This is a genomic window from Micromonospora trifolii (assembly GCF_022229005.1).
Taxonomy (GTDB): Bacteria; Actinomycetota; Actinomycetes; order Mycobacteriales; family Micromonosporaceae; genus Micromonospora; species Micromonospora trifolii.
In genome coordinates this window covers 1-20105 of record NZ_JAKKFD010000070.1, presented here as the reverse complement: position 1 = coordinate 20105, position 20105 = coordinate 1, and the positions used below count along the sequence as shown (strand labels likewise).

At 73.2% G+C, this 20105-nt stretch carries 21 protein-coding genes; 10 read left to right on the top strand and 11 right to left on the bottom strand.

Features of this window, described 5'->3' with window-relative positions:
- Positions 1–272: 272 nt before the first annotated feature.
- The 3 genes from NIE79_RS32215 to NIE79_RS32205 all read right to left on the bottom strand — a co-directional run bounded on the left by NIE79_RS32215 (position 273) and on the right by NIE79_RS32205 (position 2759).
- Complete coding sequence (locus tag NIE79_RS32215) at positions 273–1040, bottom strand: hypothetical protein (protein ID WP_112582971.1); 768 nt, start codon at positions 1038–1040, stop codon at positions 273–275.
- A gap of 133 nt (positions 1041–1173) precedes the next feature.
- The gene (locus NIE79_RS32210; RefSeq protein WP_030489097.1) at positions 1174–2280 is read right to left on the bottom strand and encodes an SPFH domain-containing protein; all 1107 of its coding nucleotides are present in this window, start codon (positions 2278–2280) and stop codon (positions 1174–1176) included.
- Between the two features lie 5 nt (positions 2281–2285).
- Entirely contained in the window at positions 2286–2759 is a 474-nt protein-coding gene (locus tag NIE79_RS32205; RefSeq protein ID WP_091403880.1) for an NfeD family protein, read from the bottom strand.
- A gap of 120 nt (positions 2760–2879) precedes the next feature.
- Here NIE79_RS32205 and NIE79_RS32200 point away from each other — a divergent pair, with 120 nt between their 5' ends.
- Positions 2880–4181 carry a serine hydrolase domain-containing protein gene (locus tag NIE79_RS32200; protein ID WP_238682152.1) on the top strand — a complete coding sequence of 434 codons (1302 nt, stop codon included), beginning with the start codon at positions 2880–2882 and terminating at the stop codon, positions 4179–4181.
- A gap of 32 nt (positions 4182–4213) precedes the next feature.
- On the opposite strand, the gene NIE79_RS32195 is transcribed toward NIE79_RS32200, so the two are convergent.
- The gene (locus tag NIE79_RS32195) at positions 4214–5026 is read right to left on the bottom strand and encodes a DUF3097 domain-containing protein (RefSeq protein ID WP_238682151.1); all 813 of its coding nucleotides are present in this window, start codon (positions 5024–5026) and stop codon (positions 4214–4216) included.
- 184 nt (positions 5027–5210) lie between these two features.
- Here NIE79_RS32195 and NIE79_RS32190 point away from each other — a divergent pair, with 184 nt between their 5' ends.
- Positions 5211–6005, top strand: coding sequence for an Rv1486c family protein (locus tag NIE79_RS32190; protein WP_238682150.1), 795 nt, complete (start codon positions 5211–5213; stop codon positions 6003–6005).
- Positions 6006–6056: 51 nt separating this feature from the next.
- Here NIE79_RS32190 and NIE79_RS32185 read toward each other — a convergent pair whose 3' ends face one another.
- The 4 genes from NIE79_RS32185 to fabG all read right to left on the bottom strand — a co-directional run bounded on the left by NIE79_RS32185 (position 6057) and on the right by fabG (position 9480).
- Positions 6057–6836, bottom strand: a complete 780-nt coding sequence (locus NIE79_RS32185; protein ID WP_091403868.1) for an HAD-IIA family hydrolase — start codon at positions 6834–6836, stop codon at positions 6057–6059.
- A gap of 15 nt (positions 6837–6851) precedes the next feature.
- Complete coding sequence (locus tag NIE79_RS32180) at positions 6852–7880, bottom strand: ferrochelatase (RefSeq protein ID WP_238682149.1); 1029 nt, start codon at positions 7878–7880, stop codon at positions 6852–6854.
- Positions 7881–7980: 100 nt separating this feature from the next.
- The gene (gene fabI, locus NIE79_RS32175; protein WP_238682148.1) at positions 7981–8748 is read right to left on the bottom strand and encodes an enoyl-ACP reductase FabI; all 768 of its coding nucleotides are present in this window, start codon (positions 8746–8748) and stop codon (positions 7981–7983) included.
- A 27-nt stretch (positions 8749–8775) separates the two neighbouring features.
- Entirely contained in the window at positions 8776–9480 is a 705-nt protein-coding gene (fabG, locus tag NIE79_RS32170) for a 3-oxoacyl-ACP reductase FabG (protein WP_238682147.1), read from the bottom strand.
- A gap of 155 nt (positions 9481–9635) precedes the next feature.
- On the opposite strand from fabG, the gene NIE79_RS32165 reads away from it, so the two are divergent.
- The 5 genes from NIE79_RS32165 (at position 9636) to NIE79_RS32145 (ending at position 14068) form a co-directional block, all read left to right on the top strand.
- On the top strand, positions 9636–10865 hold the full coding sequence (locus tag NIE79_RS32165) for a sensor histidine kinase (RefSeq protein WP_238682146.1): 1230 nt from the start codon (positions 9636–9638) through the stop codon (positions 10863–10865).
- A complete protein-coding gene (locus NIE79_RS32160; protein ID WP_238682145.1) occupies positions 10862–11524 on the top strand; it encodes a response regulator in 663 nt (220 codons plus the stop codon). The genes NIE79_RS32165 and NIE79_RS32160 overlap by 4 nt, the downstream gene beginning before the upstream one ends.
- A 99-nt stretch (positions 11525–11623) precedes the next feature.
- Positions 11624–12529: an alpha/beta hydrolase gene (locus tag NIE79_RS32155; protein ID WP_238682144.1), complete on the top strand. Its 906-nt coding sequence runs from the start codon at positions 11624–11626 to the stop codon at positions 12527–12529.
- Positions 12526–13791 carry an acyltransferase family protein gene (locus tag NIE79_RS32150; protein ID WP_238682143.1) on the top strand — a complete coding sequence of 422 codons (1266 nt, stop codon included), beginning with the start codon at positions 12526–12528 and terminating at the stop codon, positions 13789–13791. Before NIE79_RS32155 ends, NIE79_RS32150 begins: the two co-directional genes overlap by 4 nt.
- A gap of 124 nt (positions 13792–13915) precedes the next feature.
- Positions 13916–14068: a hypothetical protein gene (locus NIE79_RS32145; protein ID WP_238682142.1), complete on the top strand. Its 153-nt coding sequence runs from the start codon at positions 13916–13918 to the stop codon at positions 14066–14068.
- 19 nt (positions 14069–14087) lie between these two features.
- Here NIE79_RS32145 and NIE79_RS32140 read toward each other — a convergent pair whose 3' ends face one another.
- Genes NIE79_RS32140 through NIE79_RS32130 form a run of 3 tightly spaced genes read right to left on the bottom strand, consistent with a single transcriptional unit; the run spans position 14088 to position 17112 of the window.
- Positions 14088–15038 carry a VWA domain-containing protein gene (locus NIE79_RS32140; RefSeq protein WP_238682141.1) on the bottom strand — a complete coding sequence of 317 codons (951 nt, stop codon included), beginning with the start codon at positions 15036–15038 and terminating at the stop codon, positions 14088–14090.
- Entirely contained in the window at positions 15035–16036 is a 1002-nt protein-coding gene (locus NIE79_RS32135) for a DUF58 domain-containing protein (protein ID WP_238682154.1), read from the bottom strand. The genes NIE79_RS32140 and NIE79_RS32135 overlap by 4 nt, the downstream gene beginning before the upstream one ends.
- Positions 16015–17112: an AAA family ATPase gene (locus tag NIE79_RS32130; protein WP_091403835.1), complete on the bottom strand. Its 1098-nt coding sequence runs from the start codon at positions 17110–17112 to the stop codon at positions 16015–16017. The genes NIE79_RS32135 and NIE79_RS32130 overlap by 22 nt, the downstream gene beginning before the upstream one ends.
- 241 nt (positions 17113–17353) lie before the next feature.
- Here NIE79_RS32130 and NIE79_RS32125 point away from each other — a divergent pair, with 241 nt between their 5' ends.
- The 3 genes from NIE79_RS32125 (at position 17354) to NIE79_RS32115 (ending at position 20020) form a co-directional block, all read left to right on the top strand.
- Positions 17354–17584, top strand: coding sequence for a hypothetical protein (locus tag NIE79_RS32125; RefSeq protein WP_238682140.1), 231 nt, complete (start codon positions 17354–17356; stop codon positions 17582–17584).
- Between the two features lie 242 nt (positions 17585–17826).
- The gene (locus tag NIE79_RS32120) at positions 17827–18360 is read left to right on the top strand and encodes a PH domain-containing protein (RefSeq protein ID WP_238682153.1); all 534 of its coding nucleotides are present in this window, start codon (positions 17827–17829) and stop codon (positions 18358–18360) included.
- Between the two features lie 163 nt (positions 18361–18523).
- Entirely contained in the window at positions 18524–20020 is a 1497-nt protein-coding gene (locus NIE79_RS32115) for a PH domain-containing protein (protein WP_238682139.1), read from the top strand.
- The last annotated feature ends 85 nt before the right edge of the window (positions 20021–20105 follow it).

Here is a 20105-nt window from a genome sequence, read left to right as displayed (position 1 = left end):
CCCGCCCCCCACCCACACCCCCCCCCCCCCCACCCCCCCCCCCTACCGCGTTGATGTCGTGTTGGCGTTTTTTTCGCCCCCCCCACCCCCCCCCCCCCCACTGCACGCCGACGTCGCGCGGGGGCGCCGCTCACCCCGCCTTCTTTCTTCCTGAACTTATTGCCGTGACCCGCCGGTGCTGAGGTCATTAACTTCATGTTTCAGGCGGCTGGGGGCGGGGGGGGGGGCGGGGTGGGTGGGTGGGTGGGGGGGTGGGTGGGTGGGTGGGTGGGTTAGGGGTTGGGGGTGCTTAGGCTGGCGCTGGCGGCGTCTCGGGCGGTTTCGCGGGGCATCAGGCGGCCGGAGCGGTAGCCGATGCCGATGCCGGCGATCAGCACGAAGATCGCGCCGAAGGTCTGCAACGAGCCGATCAGGGCGCCGCCGAGGCCGAGCAGCGGCGCGGCGATGATCAGCATGACGCCGTCGCCGAGGCTGAAGGTGCCCGAGCGGGCCACCGCCCACCCGGTGAGGAACCAGCCCGCGCTGTAGAACGTCGCGCCGAGCAGGACCAGCGACCGCGCGGTGGCGCCGAAGACCGGCGTCTGCTCCTCGAACCCGGCGAACGGCAGCATCAGCACGGTGCCGGCGATGCTGACCAGCAGCCCGGCGGCGGCCACCCGGCGGCTGCGGGTCGCGGCCAGCAGTCCGGTGAGGGCCAGCAGCGCGAGCAGTCCGAGCCAGACCGCGGCCACCCAACCGATCAGGTACACCGCCCGGCCGTCCGCCGGATAGGGGTCGTTGCCCACCCCACCGTCGCTGGCCATCGCCACCGCGCCGTAGAGGATGGCGTACGCGGGCAGCAGCCACACCGCCGCCCGCGCGAACCGGCGTACCGAGAAGGCCCAACTGGCGTTCGTGGCCGGGGCACCCGGGGTCGGCTCGCCGACGAAGGGCAGTACGCCGAACCCGCCACCGCTGCGCCGGGAGCCCAGCGGGGCGACCGGGTCGTGCGCGCCGGGCACCGGGGCCGAGGACCACATCCGATTCGCCGGATCCTTCATGCGTCACCTCGCTCGTCGTCGAGCGGTGCACCGACGCGCCGGGGCGCCCCGATTGCCTGGTCACCACCCGTCCTAGGACCGATCGTGGCAGGCGTCGGAGCGCCCCATGAGTCTTTCTCGTATTAAGCCGTGATCAGCCGCGCTCGCGCTGGTCGGCCGGGTCCTCGGTCAGGCTGGCCGGAGACACCGGCTCCGGCGCGGGCAGCCCCTGCGGCTTGTTGCCGCCGGTGGCCTGCGCCTCGGCGACGCGTACCTCGTCGTGGATCTGCTGGGCGGCGTCCGCCGCGGCCTGCGCCGCCTCGGCGGCCTCGCGCTCCACCTGGCTCGCGTGTTCGGCCGCCTCCGGTGCGGGCAGATCCCCCACCATCTGGCTCAGCCCGCCGAGCGCGCCACCCATTCCCTCCAGGGCCTTGGTCAGCTCGGCCGGGATGATCCAGACCTTGTTGGCGCTGCCCTGGGCGATCTGCGGCAGAGCCTGGAGGTACTGGTAGGCGAGCACCTTCTGGCTCGGGTTGGCCTGGTGGATCGCGTCGAAGACCGTCCGGATCGCCTTCGCCTGACCCTCGGCCTGGAGGATCCGGGCCTGCCGGTCACCGTCGGCCCGCAGCACCGCCGACTGCTTGTCACCCTCGGCGGTGAGGATCACCGACTGCTTGTGCCCCTCGGCGGTCAGGATCGCCGCGCGACGGTCCCGCTCGGCGCGCATCTGCTTCTCCATCGAGTCGCGGATGCTGGCCGGCGGCTCGATCGCCTTGATCTCGACCCGGGTCACCTTGATGCCCCAGCGGCCGGTGGTCTCGTCCAGCACGCCCGACAGGTGCCGGTTGATTTCGTCCCGGCTGGTCAGCGCCCGCTCCAGATCGAGCGAACCGATCACGTTACGCAACGTGGTGACTGTCAACTGCTCGATGGCCTGGAGGAAGCTGGAGATCTCGTAGGTCGCCCGAACCGAGTCGACCACCTTGAAGTAGAGAACCGTGTCGATCGACACCACCAGGTTGTCCGAGGTGATCACCGGCTGCGGCGGGAAGCTGACCACCTGCTCCCGCATGTCGACCTTGGTACGGACCGCGTCGATGAACGGCACCAGCAGGTTGAGGCCGGGGCTGAGGGTGCGCTTGTACTTGCCGAGCCGTTCCACCACGTCCTGGCGCTGCTGCGGCACGATCCGCACCGCCTTGGCCAGCGTTATCACGGCGATCAACGCCACCGCGATCACCACCACCCCGATTAAGGTCATCCCGTTCACCCTCTCGATTCCGGCAACTCGCCGGCGGAAGAAACATCGTCCTGCCACACCAGGGCGGTAGCGCCCCGGACCTTTATCACCCGAACCCGTTGACCGGGGTCGTAGACCTGTGTCGTGTCGTACGACCGGGCGCTCCACAACTCACCGTCGATCTTGACGAGACCCTGCTCGGCGTCCACCCGTTCCAGCACCAGCGCCGTGGAGCCCTCGATCGCCTCCACGCCGAACGGCTGCTCGCCGCTCTCCAGCGCGGAGCGGCTGTGCCGCCGGATGACCGGTCGGACCACCACCAGGCTCAACGCCGACACCACAGCGAAGACCAGCGCCTGCACGGCGACCGGCGCGCCCAGTGCGGCCGCACCGGCGGCGGCGAACGCACCGGCCCCGAACATGATCAGAAATAGCGTCGTCGTGAAAATCTCGGCGACGGCCAGCAGCACACCCAAAACGATCCACACCACGGCGTCCACCCCCCGATCGTGACACGCAAATGCACGCGCGGCCTCCCCACGAAGATCAGTAAGCTCGGCGAGGCCCTTTCCGGCCCGCCAAAACACCACGAATCGGCGGCCCGACCCGAGGAGATCCCGTTGACCCTGCTACCCGAGACCGCCCGACAGATCGACATCCGGGTCGCCCAGGCACAGGCCGACGGTCACACCCCGTCGCTGGTGCTGGGCGTGGTCCGCGACGGCACGCTGGCACATGTGGCCGCCGCCGGCGACCACCCCCGCCCGGAAGCCGACCTCCAGTACCGGGTGGGCTCGATCAGCAAGACGATGACCGCCACCCTGATCATGCAGTTGCGCGACGCCGGCCGGCTGGCCCTGGACGACCGGCTGGAGCAGCACCTGCCGGGCACCGGCGTGGGCGCGCTCACAGTGCGCCAACTGCTCGGGCACGCCAGCGGCATCCAACGCGAACCCGAGGGCGACTGGTGGGAGCGGGCGGCGGGCGTCGACCTCACCACTCTGCTCGCCGCTGTCGACGCCGACAAGATCGCTTACCCGCCGCACCGCGCGTACCACTACTCCAACCTGGGGTACGGACTGCTCGGCGGGCTGCTCGAACGGCTCACCGGGACACCCTGGGCCGACCTGCTCGACGAACGGGTCCTCACCCCGCTGGGCCTGCGCCGCACCACCTACGCGGCCACCGAGCCGTACGCCCGCGGCTACGTCGTCCACCCCTGGCACGGCACGCTGCGCGAAGAACCCCGTACCGACACCGGCGCCATGGCCCCCGCCGGGCAACTCTGGTCGACGATCGAGGACCTGGGCCGCTGGGCCGCGTTCCTGGCCGACCCCGACCCGTCGGTGCTGGCCGCCGAGACCCTCACCGAGATGTGCGTCCCCGTGGCGATCAGCGACCTCGACTCCTGGACCGGCGGGCACGGCCTGGGGCTGGAGCTCTACCGGGACGGCGAGCGCGTGTACGTCGGGCACGGCGGCTCGATGCCCGGGTACGTGGCCGCCCTCCTGGTGCACCGACCCACCCGGACCGCAGTGGTCGGCTTCGCCAACTCGTACGGTTTCCCGATCACCGGGCTCGGCCGCCAACTGCTGACCACCGTGCTGGACGCCGAGCCGGCGTTCCCGCAACCGTGGCGGCCGGCCACCGCCACGCCCGCGGCCGAGCTGACCGAGCTGACCGGTCGCTGGTGGTGGATGGGCACCTCGCTGGACCTGAACTGGGACGCGGGTGACCTGGTGGCACACGTCCGCGGTGAGCGGGTCAGCCGGTTCACCGCCGAGGGGACGGACCGCTGGCGGGGACGTTCCGGCCCGGAGAACGGCGAGATCCTGTCGGTGCTGCGCGACGAGAACGGACGGGCACGGGCGGTCGACATCGCCACGTTCGTCTTCACGCGCAGCCCGGACGAGGTTCCCTGACCGCCGCCGGGCGGGTCTGGCGGACCAGGCGGTCAGGCCGGCTCGGTGACGAAGTCGATGAGGCGTTCCATGGAGTTGATCAGAGGGGTCTCCACGTCGGCGAAGCTGTTCACCCGGGACAGGATGTGCCGCCACATGTCGGCCGGCTCGGCCACCCCGAGGGCCGCGCAGACCCCCTCCTTCCACGGCCGCCCCGGCGGCACCACCGGCCAGGCCGCGATGCCCAGCGCGGCCGGCTTGACCGCCTGCCACACGTCCACGTAGGGATGCCCGGTCACCAGCACGTGCGGCGAGTTCACCCGGGCGACGATCCGGCTCTCCTTGCTGCCCGGCACCAGGTGGTCGACGAGCACGCCGAGTCGTCGGGTCGGGCCGGGGCCGAAGTTGCGTACCTCGTCGTCGAGAGCGTCGATGCCGTCCAACGGCTCGACCACGACGCCCTCGATGCGGAGGTCGTCGCCCCAGATCCGCTCCACCAGCGCGGCGTCGTGGATGCCCTCCACCCAGATTCGGCTGGCCTTCGCCACCTGGGCCCGGACGTTGGCCACTGCGACCGAACCGGACGCGGTCCGCCGACGGGCCGCCGGCACCGCGGCGCGGGTCGGGCGGCGCAGCGTCACCGGGCTGCCGTCGAGCAGGAACGCCGCCGGCAGCAGCGGGAAGTTGCGCCGTTTACCGTGCCGGTCCTCCAACACCACGGCGCCGGCCTCGAAGCCCACCACAGCTCCGCAGAACCCGGAGTCGGCGTCCTCGACCACGAGATCCGGTTCGGCGTCCACCACGGGGGTGACCTTGCGCCGTCGCCAGTCGCCCGCCAACACGTCCTCGCCGTATCGCCCCGCCATGTCGATCACGCTAACCCCAGCCCGCGCCAACCTCACTCCCCGACACACCGCCCCGCGCTCCGACCGCCGACCGCACATGCGCGCCAGGGGGCGGGGATTGGGGCGAACAGGGCAGTTGGGGGCAGGCCGGGCGACCGGAGCGGCAGCCGAGACAGGGCCGGTCGTGACCACGTACCCTTTCGGCATGTCCACCCCCGCAACGGGCGCGGTCACACTCGCGCCGCGCCGGTCCAGCCGGTTCGTTGCCTGGGTGCGCGCGTGGCGCGCCGGGTTGGTGCCGTACGACGAGGTCGCCGACGCCATCGCCGGCGACGAGGAACACCTCGTCGCGGACGCCCCGGGCACCTGGACCGACGTCCCGCTGGGTGCCGCGCTGCCCACCCTGGCCAAGCTCTCCCCGGACGAGATCCGCCTGGTGCTGCCCGCGCCGGGCGACCCGAGGGGTCTGCCCGGCCCCGGCGACTTCGCCGGAGCGGCGCTGGTCACGGGCGAGGCGGTGGTCGCCGGCGGGCTCGGGTTGATCCCCCAGGTGCGGCTGCACACCTCCGGCTCCGGAGACTGCTTCGAGACGGTGCTCTGGCGGGTCTACCCGCTGCCGGCCAACGCCGCTGCCGCGTCACTCTCGTTGCCTGGCGCGGCCGAGGCGGAGGCCGAGTTGGCCGCCGCGCTGGCCGAGACGACCGCCGTGCTGACCCGCCTCGACGTCGCCCAGTGGCGGCCCGAGCTGGCCGGCGCGCTGGCAGCGCTGCGCCGACCGGACGGCACCACCGATCTGCCACCGGGCTTCGACCCGCGGGCCCGCCGGCTCTTCGCCCGGGCCGCGGTGCTCGACCGGGTGCTGGCGTTGGCCGGGCACGCCGCCCCGGGCGGTGCGATCAACAACTACGAGGCGCAGCAACGGGACGCGGCACTGCGGCCACTCACCGCAGCCTGCCGACAGGCACTGGTGGCCGCCTGCAACGCTCCCCTGCGCCCCTGACCACCGCCGCCACCATGCGGCGGCGCGGTGGCCGAGGGCGACCGGGGCTGGTCAGATCTCGTCGAGCAGGTCCGCGACCGAGTTGATGATCCGCGACGGCCGGTACGGGTACCGCTCCGCCTCGGTGCGGCTGCTGATCCCGGTGAGCACCAGGATGGTCTCCAGGCCCGCCTCCAGGCCGCACAGGATGTCGGTGTCCATCCGGTCACCGATCATCGCGGTGCTCTCCGAGTGCGCGTTGATGGTGTTGAGCGCCGAGCGCATCATCATCGGGTTGGGCTTGCCGACGAAGTACGGTTCGACCCCGGTCGCCTTGGAGATCATGGCGGCGACCGAGCCGGCGGCGGGGAGCGCGCCCTCCACGGACGGGCCGGTCACGTCGGGGTTGGTGCAGATGAACCGGGCGCCGTCGTTGATCAGGCGGACGGCCTTGGTGATCGCCTCGAAGCTGTAGGTGCGGGTCTCGCCGAGCACCACGTAGTCGGGGGCGAAGTCGGTCAGCACGTAGCCGACGGCGTGCAGCGCCGTGGTCAGCCCGGCCTCACCGATGACGTACGCGGTGCCACCCGGTCGCTGGTCGGCGAGGAACTGGCCGGTGGCCAGGGCGGAGGACCAGATCGACTCCTCCGGCACGTCCAGCCCCATCCGGCTGAGCCGGGCCGTCAGGTCCCGTGGGGTGTAGATCGAGTTGTTGGTCAGCACCAGGAACGGCTTGCCGGAGGCGCGCATCCGGTTGATGAACTCCGGGGCGCCGGGCACCGGCTGGCCCTCGTGCACCAGCACGCCGTCCATGTCGGTCAGCCAACTCTGCACGGGCTTACGGTCATGCATGATGATCCTCAGAGGTCAGGGGCGACGGGTCGGCACGCAACAGACGGTGGGGCAGCTGTCCCACATGGGCAGCTCGCCCAGGCGGCGGCGCAACTGCGCGCCGTCCGGGTCGGTCCGCTCGGTGACCAGCTCACGCACCATGGTCACGAAGCGCGGGTCGGTGCCCGGCGTGCCGGCCCGGACGAAGTGCAGGCCGAGCTGCTTCGCCGTCTCCAGCGCTTCGGTGTCCAGGTCCCACACGACCTCCAGGTGATCGGAGACGAACCCGATCGGGCTGACCACCACAGCCGTGGTGCCGCCCTGCGCGAGGGCGGTCAGGTGGTCGTTGATGTCCGGTTCCAGCCACGGCACCTGCGGCGGGCCGGAGCGGCTCTGCCAGACCAGGTCGTACCCGAGGTCGGGTGCGGCGGCCGCGGCGACGAGCCGGGCGGTCTCGTGCAGCTGCGCCTCGTACCGGCCGCCGTGCGGGCCGGCGTTGGCCGCCATCGAGTTGGGGATGGAGTGGGCGGTGAAGACCAGCCGGGTGGTGTCCCGCAACGCCGGGTCGAGCTGGCCCAGGGCCGCCCGGACCGCGTCGACGTGCGGCTCGACGAAGCCGGGGTGGTCCCAGAACTGACGCAGCTTCTCGATCACCGGGGCGTCCGGGCCGACGGCGGCACGGGCGGCGGCGATGTCCTCCTGGTACTGCCGGCAGGACGAGTAGCCGCCGTACGCGCTGGTGACGAAGGCCAACGCCCGGGTGACCCCGTCGTCGCGCATCTGGGTCACGGTGTCGGCGAGCATCGGGTCCCAGTTGCGGTTGCCCCAGTAGAGCGGCAGGTCGACACCGTGCGCGGCGAAGTCGGCGCGGACGGCGGCGAGCAGGTCCCGACACTGCTGGTTGATCGGGGACACCCCACCGAAGTGCTGGTAGTGCTCGGCGACCTCGGCCAGTCGCTCGGGAGGCACACCCCGACCCCGGGTCACGTTCTGCAGAAACGGCATCACGTCCTCGGGCCGCTCGGGCCCACCGAAGGACACCAGCACCACCGCGTCGTACGACATGGGGTCATTCTTGCCCCTCGGCCGGGACGTCCCGGCGACGCCCCCTGGTCCGGACGCGTAGATCACGCGAACGGCGACCAGGGAGCGTCGTGGTGCAGCGTCAGGAACCGATGGCGTGGTAGCCGCCGTCGACGTGGACGATCTCACCGGTGGTGGCCGGGAACCAGTCGGAGAGCAGCGCCAGGCAGGCCCGGGCGGCGGGCTCCTGGTCGGTGAGGCTCCAGCCCAGCGGGGCGCGCTCGGCCCAGGCGTCCTCGAACTGGTCGAAGCCGGGGATCGACTTCGCGGCGATGGTGCGCAGCGGCCCGGCGGCGACCAGGTTGCTGCGGATGCCCTGCTTGCCGAGGTGCATGGCCAGGTAGCGGGACGCGGACTCCAGGCCGGCCTTGGCCACGCCCATCCAGTCGTAGACCGGCCACGCCTTCGTCGCGTCGAAGGTCAGGCCGACCACGGCGCCGCCGGGCGACATCAGCGGCAGGGCCGCCATGGCCAGCGACTTGTACGAGAACGTGGAGACGTGCAGCGCGGTCGCCACGTCCTCCCAGGGCGCGTCGAGGAAGCCGCCGCCCAGGCAGCTCTGCGGGGCGAAGCCGATCGAGTGCACGACACCGTCGAGGCCGTCGACGTGCTCGCGTACCCGGTCGGCGAGACCGGCCAGGTGCTCGGTGTTGGTGACGTCCACCTCGATGACCGGCGCCGGCTCGGGCAGCCGCTTGGCGATCCGCTCGACCAGGGAGAGCCGGCCGTAGCCGGTGAGCACGACCTGCGCGCCATTCTCCTGAGCGAGCTTCGCCACCGAGAAGGCGATCGAGGCGTCGGTGATGACACCGGTGACGAGCAGCCGCTTACCGGCGAGCAGTCCGGACATCGCAGATTTCCTCCGTAGTCAAAAGGGTTAGTGGCCCATGCCGAGGCCGCCGTCGACCGGGATGACGGCGCCGGAGACGTACCCGGCGCTGTCCGAGGCCAGCCAGGTGACCACGGCGGCGACCTCGTCCGGGCTGGCCATCCGGCCGGCCGGGATGGACTTGAGGATCTCCGCCTTGCGGTCACCGGTGAGGCCGGCGGTCATGTCGGTGTCGATGAAGCCGGGCGCCACCACGTTCGCGGTGATGTTGCGGCTGCCCAGCTCCCTGGTGATCGAGCGGGCGACGCCGACGAGGCCGGCCTTGCTGGCGGCGTAGTTGACCTGCCCGGCGCCGCCGGCGAGGCCGACCACCGAGGAGATGAAGATCATGCGGCCCCACTTGGCGCGGAGCATCTTGCCGGAGGCCCGCTTCGCGACCCGGAACGCGCCGGTGAGGTTGGTGTTCACCACGTCGGTGAACTGTTCCTCGGTCATGCGCAGCAGCAGCGTGTCGGCGGTCATGCCGGCGTTGGCGACCAGCACCTCGACCGGACCCAGCTCGGCCTCCACGGCGGCGAACGCGGCGTCGATCGAGGCGGCGTCGGTGACGTCGGCGCGGACGCCGAACAGCCCGTCTGGCGCGTCCCCACTGCGGTGGGTGACCGCCACCCGGTCGCCCTGCTTGGCGAAGGCCTGCGCGATGGCCAGGCCGATTCCCCGGTTGCCCCCGGTCACCAGCACGGTACGGGCCACTGTTCCCCCTTGCGAATGGTCAGCACGGACGCGTCGGAGCCTAGGCGTTACCGGTAGGTAAGCGCTAACGGGAGTCGCGTCACACTGGGGTACGACACCGGGATCAACCCCTGGTGGCACGCCTCGTGGCGGGGTCGGCCCGTAGCCTCCGGGTGGTGAACCGGCATCCGATCGCGGTGGCCCTGCGGGCCCTGCGGCAGACAGTGCTCGGCCCGGACGCCCGGCCCGAACGGCCGCTGCTGGCCCGTTGGCCCGGGCCGGCCCGCTACGCCGCCCCGGTCGGCCTGCTCGCCGCGCTCGGCCTCTTCCTGATCACGCTGACGGTGGAGAGTGACTGGGGCCTGCCGCCGCCGATCGCGCTCCTGTTCGCGGCGATGACAGTGGCGCCGCTGCTGGCGCTGCCCCGGCGCCCGCTGCTGGCCTGGCGGCTGACGGTGCTGGCCCTGCTGATCTGCACGTTCAACGCCCCGGCCGACCAGGCCTGGCCGTGGACCCCGCCGCTGGCGCTCGGGTCGATCGCGGTGCTGGCGGTGGTCGTCGCGCGGGTCGACCGGCCGGTGCTGGCCTGGGTGGTGACGATCAGCACGGTGCCGGTGCTCACCCTGGTCCACCCCGACAACCGGGTCCCCGTCCTGCTGCTGCTCGGCGCGCTGGCGATCGTCGGCGACCTGATCCGCCGCAACCGGTTGTCCCGGCACGCCCTCGACGCGCAGGCCGAGCTGAGCGAACGCGAGCAGGAGCGCCGCGCGGTGCTGGAGGAACGCACCCGGATCGCCCGGGAGCTGCACGACGTGGTGGCCCACCACATGTCGCTGATCGCGGTGCAGGCGGAGACCGCCCCGTACCGGCTGACGGACGTGCCGGCCCCGGCAGCCGCGGAGTTCGTCGCCATCGCCGCGTCGGCCCGCGACGCGCTCACCGACATGCGGCGGCTGTTGGGGGTGCTGCGCAGCGAGACGAGCGGGCCGCAGACCGCGCCGCAGCCGGACCTCACCGACCTGGACACGATGGTCGACGCGGCACGCCGGGCCGGGCTGCCGGTCACCCTGGACGCCGACCCGGTGGACGACGACCGGGTGCCCGCGCCGGTCGGGCTGGCCGCGTACCGCATCGTGCAGGAGGGCCTGGCCAACGCGGCCCGCCACGCGGCCGGCGCCGCGGTGCGGGTCACCGTCCGCGCCGGCCGGACCGGTCTGGGGGTACGCGTCGAAAACTCCCCGGCCGACGTCCGACCGACCGCCGACGGCGGCACCGGGCACGGGCTGACCGGCATGCGGGAGCGGGCCACCTCGCTGGGCGGTACGTTCACCGCCGGGCCGCTGCCCGGCGGGGGTTACGCGGTGGCGGCCGAGTTGCCGTACGACGCGGAGGGCGGGGACCGATGATCCGGGTGCTGATCGCCGACGACCAGGCGATGGTCCGGCAGGGTTTCGGCGCGCTGCTCGCCGCCCAACCGGATCTGCTGGTGGTGGGGGACGCCGCCGACGGCGCGCAGGCGGTGGCCGCCGCCCGCCACCTCGACCCGGACGTGGTGCTGATGGACGTGCGGATGCCGGTCATGGACGGGCTGGAGGCCACCCGCAAGCTGCTCGGTGACCGGTCGACGCAGCGACCCCGGGTGCTCATCCTCACCACGTTCGACCTGGACGACTACGTGTACGAGGCGCTGCGCGCCGGGGCCAGCGGGTTCCTGCTCAAGGACGCCCCGGCGGCCGATCTGGTGCAGGCGGTGCGGGTGGTGGCGGCCGGGGACGCGCTGCTCGCCCCGGGGGTCACCCGCCGGTTGATCGCCGAGTTCGCGAACCGTCCGGACCGCCGCCGCCCGCGCCCCACCGACCTGGCCGGGCTCACCCCGCGCGAGACCGAGGTGCTGCGGCTGATCGCCCGGGGCCGCAACAACGCGGAGATCGCGGGTGACCTGGTGGTGGCCGAGCAGACGGTGAAGACGCACGTCGGGCGGATCCTGGCCAAGCTGGGTCTGCGCGACCGGGCCCAGGCCGTGGTGCTGGCGTACGAGACGGGTCTGGTGGCCGCCGGCGAGTAGCACTGTGGAGCCAGCCCGGGAACGGCTCTGCGGGACGACGACCGGGCCCCGCCCCTGGGCGCAATCTCCCTCCGGACGACATTCCGGAGGGAGAACGTGATGCGACGACGAGGTGCCAGCCGGGTGGCGATGGCCGCGCTGCTCGGCGTGAACCTGGTTCTGCCGACCCGACCCGAGCCGGCCACGGCGGCGGGGTTCGTCGAGGCGTACCCGGTGATGGCGGCGGCGATGCGGGCGGCCGGCCCCCCGTACGCGGACTGGGCGGCCGACGGACGCCGGTTCCTGCTGTTCGACGAGCGCGGTGACGGCCGCGCGGTCGAGGTGTTCGGCGACCTCGCCGACGCGGACCGGATCGTCGTGCTGGTGCCGGGGGTCGGCAGCACGCTCGCCGACTTCGACAGGGGGTTGGGCGGGGTGGCCCGGCGGGCGCCGGCGGTGCAGGCCGGGCAGCTCTACCGGGAGCTGCTGGCGACGGACCCGGCGGCACGGGTGGCGGTGCTGGCCTGGCTCGGCTACGACCCGCCCGACGGGGTGTTGACCGCCGCCGGTGGCGTCAGCGCCCGGCGCGGCGCGGCCGGGCTGGCCGCGCTGCTGCGGGAGCTGGCCGGGCGGCGTCCGGCGGCGACGATCACGCTGGTCGGGCACAGCTACGGGGCGCTGGTGGTGTCGCTGGCGGCGGCGGACGCCCCTGACCAGGTCACCGACGTGGTCAGCCTCGGCGGTGTCGGCGCCGGGGTGCAGCGCGCCGACGACCTGCCCGGCGGGCGGCGGTTCTGGGCGGCCGAGGCGCCGACCGACTGGATCCGTCGGGTACCGCAGGTGCGGCTGCCCGGTTTGGGCTTCGGCCGGCGACCCGGTGACCCGGCGTTCGGCGCCCGAGCGCTACCGGTGGGCGGGGTGGTGGGGCACGACGGTTACCTCGCGCCGGGCAGCGCCGCGCTGGTCGCGGTGGCGTCCGTCGTGCTGGTCGGCGTCGACGCCGACCGGATCGGGGACCCCCGGTGAGCCGGGACCGTGCCGTCGACGCGCTGCGGGCGTACGCCATCGGCGGGGTGGTGCTGGGGCACTGGCTGGTCACCGGGTTGGTGCTGACCGGCGACGGCGGGCTTCGCCAGGCCAGCCCCCTGACCGCCCTGCCCGACCTGGCCCCGATGACCTGGGTGTTGCAGACGCTCGGGTTGTTCTTCTTCACCGCCGGTTTCGGCTCGACCCGGTCGCTGGCCCGTTACCCGGGCGGCCCGGGTGCTTGGTTGGCCGGTCGGCTGCGGCGGCTGTTGTTGCCCACTGTGGCGCTGCTCGGAGTGGGGGCCGCAGTGCTGCTCGCCGCCACCGTCGTCGGCACCTCGGACGACACGCTCGCCGTCGCGCTGCGGCTCGCGGTCAGCCCGCTGTGGTTCCTGCTGCCGCTGCTGTGCCTGGTCGCGGTGACCGGCCCGCTGCGCGTCGCCGTACGCCGGTGGGGGGTGGCGCGCTGCGCCGCGCCGGCGGTGGCCGTGGTGGCCGCTGTCGACCTGGCCGTCCGGCTGCTGCCGGCCGGCTCCGACCTGCCCCCGGTCACCGTGCTGGCGGCCTGGTCGGTGCCGTACCTGCTGGGCGTGGCGCACGCCGACGGGCGCCTGGTCGGCCGGCGGGCCGGCGGCACGCTGGCGGCCGGTGGGGCTGTCGCGCTCGCGGCGCTGCTGGCGTTGGGCTACCCGGTGAGCGCGGTCGGCGTGCCCGGGGCCGGGGTGTCCAACCTGAATCCGCCGTCGCTGCTGGTCGTGGCGCTGGCGGTGACCCAGGTCGGGCTGGGGCTGCTCGCCCGGCCGGCACTGCACCGACTGCTGACCCGGCCGCTGCCGGGCCGGGCGGTGACCGACGTGAACAGGTCCGCGGTCCGGATCTACCTGTGGCACCAGCCGGTACTGGTGGCGGTGACAGCGCTCACCGCCCGCGGCGGGCTGGCCCTGCCCGGTCTGCACACCGCCCCGGACGGCCCGGGGTGGGTGCTGGCGCGCTGCTGCTGGCTACCGCTGCTCGCCGTGGTGCTGGTCACCGTCGTGCGGGTGGGTCGGCCGAGGTCGTTTCGCCAAGGCGTACGCGCTGGTGGCGAGGGGTGTCGCCGACCGGGCGGTGGAGGGGTCGCCGGCCGGTCGGCCGAGTGTGTTCCGTCGGCACCGCAGGTGTACGATCATCGACGTCCCGGCCCGCCCGACTTGCAGGAGGTGATCGCTGTGCGAGATAGCGATCCTCCCAGTCGTGGCCGGGCCGATGGTCAGTCCCGCTGAGCCACGACTCAGTCTGGTGAGCTGACCCCGCTCCGCTCCCCACCACCTCGGCAACTGCCGAGGTGAGTGTGCCGCGCCGCCCGATTCCGGGCGGTCGCCGGGAGCCGCCCGGTCACGACTTCGTGTGCGCGTCCCCACCCCTGCGGTCCGCCCCCGCACGCGGACCGTCCAGCCGCCACCCGGAGCCGTCATGAGCCGCTACGTCGCCCCGCTGGGCTTCACCCTCGCCGCCGTCTGGGTGGCCATCGTCTTCGTGCTCGCCGGCGGCGGTCACTGACCGCCGCCGGCGCACCGGTTCACAGCATCCGGGACGACCAGAGCAGACTGAACGCGCCCGCGCAGAGCGCCAGCAGCAACGCCACCCCGGCGTACCACTGGGTCACCTCACGCGGCTCCGTGCGGAACCCGATCGAGCTGCCCATGTCCTGGTAGACCTGCTTCAGCTCGCTCACCGACGCCGCCTCGTAGAAGTAACCCTCGGTGGTCTCGGCCAGCTCGGCGAGGGCCATCCGGTCCACCGGCACCCGCTGCAACTGCCCGCCGATGTCGACCTGACCCGTGTCGGTGCCGAAGGCGATGGTGGAGACCGGGACGTTGGCCGCCTGCGCGGCCGCCGCCGCCTCCTCCACCGCCCGACCCGAGGTCCGGAACCCGTCGGACAGCAACACGATCCGTGCCGGCGGGATGCCCGCCGCGCCGTCGGCCGGCACCGACCTGATCGCCTCCAGGCAGGTGAACACCGCCTCGCCGGTCGCTGTCGCCTCGGCCAGCACCAGCCCGTCGATGGCGCTGGTCACCGCGTCCCGGTCCTTGCCCGGCGGCACCAGCACGTTGGCCGCCTTGGCGAACGACACGAGGCCCAGGTTGTAGCTCTCCGGCAGCTCACTGACGAACTGCTTGGCCGCCTCCTGGGCCGCCTCAAGCCGGTTCGGCGCCACGTCGTCGGCCTGCATCGACAACGACACGTCGATGGCGAGCATGACCGTGGCCCGCTCCAGCGGCTCCTTGGTGTCCACCGCCGGACGGGCCAGCGCGGTTGCCAGCACCAGCAGGCAGAGCAGGAACGCGGTCGCCGGGACGTGCCGACGCCAGCCCAGGCCCTTCGGCGCCACCGTACGCAACAGGTCCACATTGGTGAACCGCATCGCGTACGCCCGGCGGTGCAGCTGCCGCCAGACGTAGAACGCGGCGAGGGCGAACACCGGCAGCACGGCCAGCAGCCACCACGGTTGCAGAAAACGGATCATCGTGTCGTCCCCCTGGTACGCGCGTGCCGCTGCGCGGCCACGAATCGCACCATGTCCAGCAGCCAGTCTCGGTCGGTACGCAGACGCAGGTGGGCCGCGCCGGCGCCGCGCAGGGCGGCGGCGATCGTGGCCCGTTGGGCGGCGGCGGCCTCGGCGTAGCGCTGCCGCAGCCGTGGGTCGGCGGTCTGCACCTCGTGCAGCTCACCGCTCTCCGGGTCGACCACCGGCAACACGCCCACGTCGGGCAGCTCCAGCTCACGCGGGTCGACCACCTCGATCGCCAGTACGTCGTGGCGGGCGCGCAGCTTGCGCATCGGCCGCGCCCACTGCTCGGCCGGGGCGAGGAAGTCCGAGACCACCACCGCCACCCCGCGACGGCGGGGCGGACGGTTGAGCATCTCGATCAGGGCGCCCAGATCACCGCGGCCGGGCTGGATGGCGGTGCCGGCGACGGCACGCAGCAGGCCCTGCGCCTCCTTGCGGCCGGAGCGGGCCGGCAGCCGGGTGAGCACCCCCGGCCCGGACGGCGGTGGTCCGCCCCGCCAGCGCCGGGCCGGCGCGGACGCCCCGCCACCGGTGCCGATCACGGCGCCGATCCGGTTGCCTCCCCGCACTGTCAGGTGGGTGATGGCGGCCGCTGCGGCCACCACTACCTCCCGTTTGAGCCACTGCCCGGTCCCGAAGTCCAGGCTGGCGGAGAGGTCCAGCGCGAGCCAGGTCTCCAGCTCCCGGTCGGCGACCGTACGCCGCACGTGCGGTGTGGTGGTCCGGGCCGTGACCGGCCAGTCCATCCGGCGCACGTCGTCGCCGGGGCGGTACTCCCGCGACTCTCCCGCCTCACTGCCCGGTCCGGGCAGCAGGCCGGCGTAGTCGCCCTGCAGCATGCCGTCGAGCTTGCGGGTGACGAGCAACTGAAGCCGGGACAGCACGGCCTCACTGCGGTCGGCGAGGGGAGCCGGACGAGGGGTGGGTGAGGTCACGGGCGCTGCCCGGGCCAGCCAGCGCCCGGCGGCGGCGCGATCGACGGCGGGGTCGCCTGCTGCCGGGGAGCGACAGCCGGGAGCGGGATCGTCGACATCACCCGCTGCACGATGTGGTCGGCGGGCACGTCGTCGGCGAGCGCGTCGTAGCTGAGCACCAACCGGTGCCGCAGGATGTCCGGCGCGATGTCCTGCACGTCCTGCGGCAGCGCGTAGTCACGCCCGCGCAGCAGCGCCAGGGCACGGGTGGCCCGGACCAGACCGAGCGAGGCGCGCGGGCTGGCCCCGTACTGGATCAGTTGCGCGACGTCGGGCATGCCGTGCTCGGCCGGGGCGCGGGTGGCCAGCACCAGCCGGACCGCGTAGTCGACCAGGGCGTTGTGGACGAAGACCTGATCCGCCTTGCGTTGCAGGGCGATCAGCTCCGGGGTGTCGAACACCGCTGTGGGCTCGGGCGCGGCCACGCCCATCCGGTAGACGATCTCCCGTTCCTCAGCGTCGGTCGGGTAGCCCACAACGATCTTCATGAGGAACCGGTCCCGCTGCGCCTCCGGCAGCGGGTAGACGCCCTCCTGCTCGATCGGGTTCTGGGTGGCCATCACCAGGAACGGGTCCGGGACCCGGTGGCTCTCCCCACCGATGGACACCTGCCGCTCGCTCATCACCTCCAGCAGCGCGGACTGCACCTTCGCCGGCGCCCGGTTGATCTCGTCGGCGAGCAGGAAGTTGACGAAGACCGGGCCCAACTCGACGTCGAACTTCTCGCTCGACTGCCGGTAGATCCGGGTGCCCATGATGTCGGCCGGCACCAGATCCGGGGTGAACTGAACCCGGGCGAAGGACCCACCGACGACCTTGGCGAGGGTCTCCACCGCCAGGGTCTTGGCCACCCCGGGCACCCCTTCGAGCAGGCAGTGACCGCGCGCGAGCAGCGCCACGAACATCCGCTCCACCATCCGGTCCTGCCCGACGATCACACGTTTGATCTCGAACAGGCCCTTCTCCAGCAGGCTGGCGTCCTGCGCGGGCGTGGTCACCGGGGCAGGTGCCGCTCCGTTCGGCGTCGGGGCGTCGGGCATGGTCGGCTGGGCCACCGGTCCTCCACAGCGTTTGTCGGTCGTCGCGGCTCGTGCGGTATCAAGACTCGCACGCCTTGCTGAGTGTCGAGGTGGGGAGAAGCCGATTTTGACCGCGCCGTCCCCAGCGGCCGAATCGCACATCGCGGGTATGCGCGGAGCGGCCCGCCGCGTGTACGATTCACCCCGTCGCCGGGCGGCTCCCCCCGTGGTCGCCCGGCGCTCAACCTCTCCATCCCGCAGCCCTAGACTGGCCGGGATGAGCATCCCCTCCCCCGCCGACGAGGCCCTGGTCTGTTCGGCCCGGGGCTGCCGGTCCGCCGCCGTCTGGGCGCTGGAGTGGAACAATCCCCGCCTGCACGACGCCGATCGGCGCAAGACCTGGTTGGCCTGCGCCCAGCACCGGGGCAGCCTCGGCGACTTCCTCGACGCCCGAGGCTTCCTGCGTGCCGTCACTCCGGTGCCCGGATCGCCTACGCTCGACCTGTGAGCGGCGACCCTCCGGCTTCCCCCGGCCCCACCTCCCCGTCCTGGCCGCCCACCCCGGCCACCGCACCACCCGGCGTCGATCCGCCGCCCGGCGCGTTCCCGGCGCCCGGCACGCTCGGCCCGGAGCCCACCGCGCCGGACGTCTCCACGCCCGCGCCGCTGCCGCCGGGCGCGCTCCCGCCCGGTCACCGGCCGGCACCCGCCGCCGACCAGCAAGCGCCCGACCTGCCGCCGCCGGGCCTATTGCCGCCCGAACCCGGGGCACTGCTGACGGCAGCGCCGGGTGGCCGGGGCCCGCTGGAGCCCTGGCCGGACACTGTCAACTGGCAGTCGATCTCCACCGACCTGATCTGGGTGGAGCTGATCCGCCTGGCGATCGTGGTCGCCATCGGGCTGGCGGTGACCGGAGTCGGCTGGGCATTCAGCGGCCACTGGTTGTTCGGGCTGGCCGTGGCCGTCGTGGTGGTGCTCGGCGCGTGGCGGGCTGTCGCGATCGTCCGCGCGGTCCGGGCCTGGGGGTACGCCGAGCGCGAGAACGACCTGCTGGTCCGGCACGGGTTGCTGGTGCGCCGACTCTCCATCGTGCCGTACTCGCGGATGCAGTTCGTCGACGTGAGCGCCGGGCCGTTGGAACGCGCCTTCGACCTGGCCACCGTGCAGTTGCACACGGCGGCGGCGGCGAGCGACGCCCGGGTGCCCGGGCTGCGTCCGGCGGAGGCGTCCCGGCTGCGCGATCGACTCACCGCACTCGGCGAGGACCGGGCGGAAGGGCTGTGAGCGCGAGGAGTGAGCCGGGGTTGCGAGCCCCGCAGTCGCGAACGGAAGACGACCCTGTGAGCGCGAGGAGTGAGCCGGGGTTGCGAGCCCCGCAGTCGCGAACGGAAGGCGACCCTGTGAGCACCCGCGTGGGCAGCCGCCGACCGCACCGAGGGCCGCTGCGATGAGCGACGGGCCCGCCGAGCCGAGCACCGTGCCACCCACCGGCCCGACGCCACCGGGGCCGGTGCTGCCCGCCGGCGCGCCAACCACTGGCGGGCCGCTCGCTGGCGCGGCGCCGCCGGGGTCGGTGCCGCCGGGGGCTCCCGCGCCGTGGCCGGCACCACCGGGCGGCGGCGAGGGCGAACCGCGACAACGACTGCACCCGCTCAGCCCGGTGCTGCACGGCGCCAAGTCCCTGGTCGTGGTGATCGCCGGGCTGTCCTGGTCGACGCTGTCCCGGGTGGGCTTCGGCTGGTTCGCCGCCATGGTGGCGGTGCTGGCGCTCGGCGCGACAGTGCTGTCGGTGATCAGCTGGTACAACACCGGCTACCACGTCGTCGGCCGGGAACTACGGGTGTACGAGGGGCTGCTCTGGCGGCGTACCCGGGCCATCCCGTTGGAACGGTTGCAGGCCGTGGAGGTGGTCCGGCCGCTGCTCGCCCAGCTCACCGGCCTGGCCGAGCTGCGGCTGGAAGTGGTCGGCGGAGGCAAGACCGAGGCGCCACTGGCGTACCTCGGGGTGGCCGACGCGGCAGTGCTGCGCGAGCGTCTGCTGGCGCTGGCCGGGCGGGTGGCGCAGCAGCCCGCGCCCGGCGACGCGGCGACCCCGGTGGCACCGGGAGCGACCGCGCCACCGGCCACCGCGCCCGGCCGGCCACTGCACGCGGTACGCAACCAGAGCCTGCTGGTCAGCCAACTGCTCACCCCGCAGGCGTTCCTGCTCCCCTTCGGTGTGGCCTTCGTCGTGGTGCAGTTCCTCACCGCCGGTTCGTGGTCGTTCGTGGCGGTGGCGAGCACCCTGACCGCGATGGCGGGTGTGCTGCTGCAACCGATCCGCCGGGTCCTCGACGACTGGAACTTCCGGCTGGCCCGCGACGGCGGCACGCTGCGGGTGCACAACGGCCTGCTGGAGACGCGGGCGCAGACAGTGCCGCTGGAGCGGGTGCAGACAGTGCGGGCCACCTGGCCGCTGCTGTGGCGGATGAAGGGCTGGCTGCGGCTACGACTGGAGGTGGCCGGTTACTCCGTGGCGGAGGCCGACGACCGCAACCGGCCGGACCGGCTGCTGCCGGTCGGCGACCTGCCGACGGCGACGATGATCGTCGCCGAGGTGCTTCCCGGGGTACGCCTCGACGCGCTCAACCTGAGCCCGCCGCCGCGCCGGACCCGTTGGCTGCACCCGCTGGGCCGTGCCGCGTTCGGCGCGGGGCTGTTCGAGCGGGTGTTCGCCACCCGCTCCGGGCGGCTCACCCGGCAGTTGGTGATCGTGCCGTACGCCCGGATCCAGAGCGTGCGAGTGGTTCAGGGGCCCATCCAGCGGCGTCTCGGGCTGGCCACCGTGCACGCGGACACCGCTGGTGGCTCCGGCGCCACCGCCCAGGATCGCGACCTGGCGGAGGCCTGGGCCCTGGCAGCCGACCTGACCTCAAGGGCCCACCAAGCCCGCACCCAACCCTGACCCCCACACCACCCCTCCCGGGCCTCCCCGCCTCTCCCCGCGTTGATCATGAAGTTGTTGCCGTGACACGCCGCTTGGGGTCAAG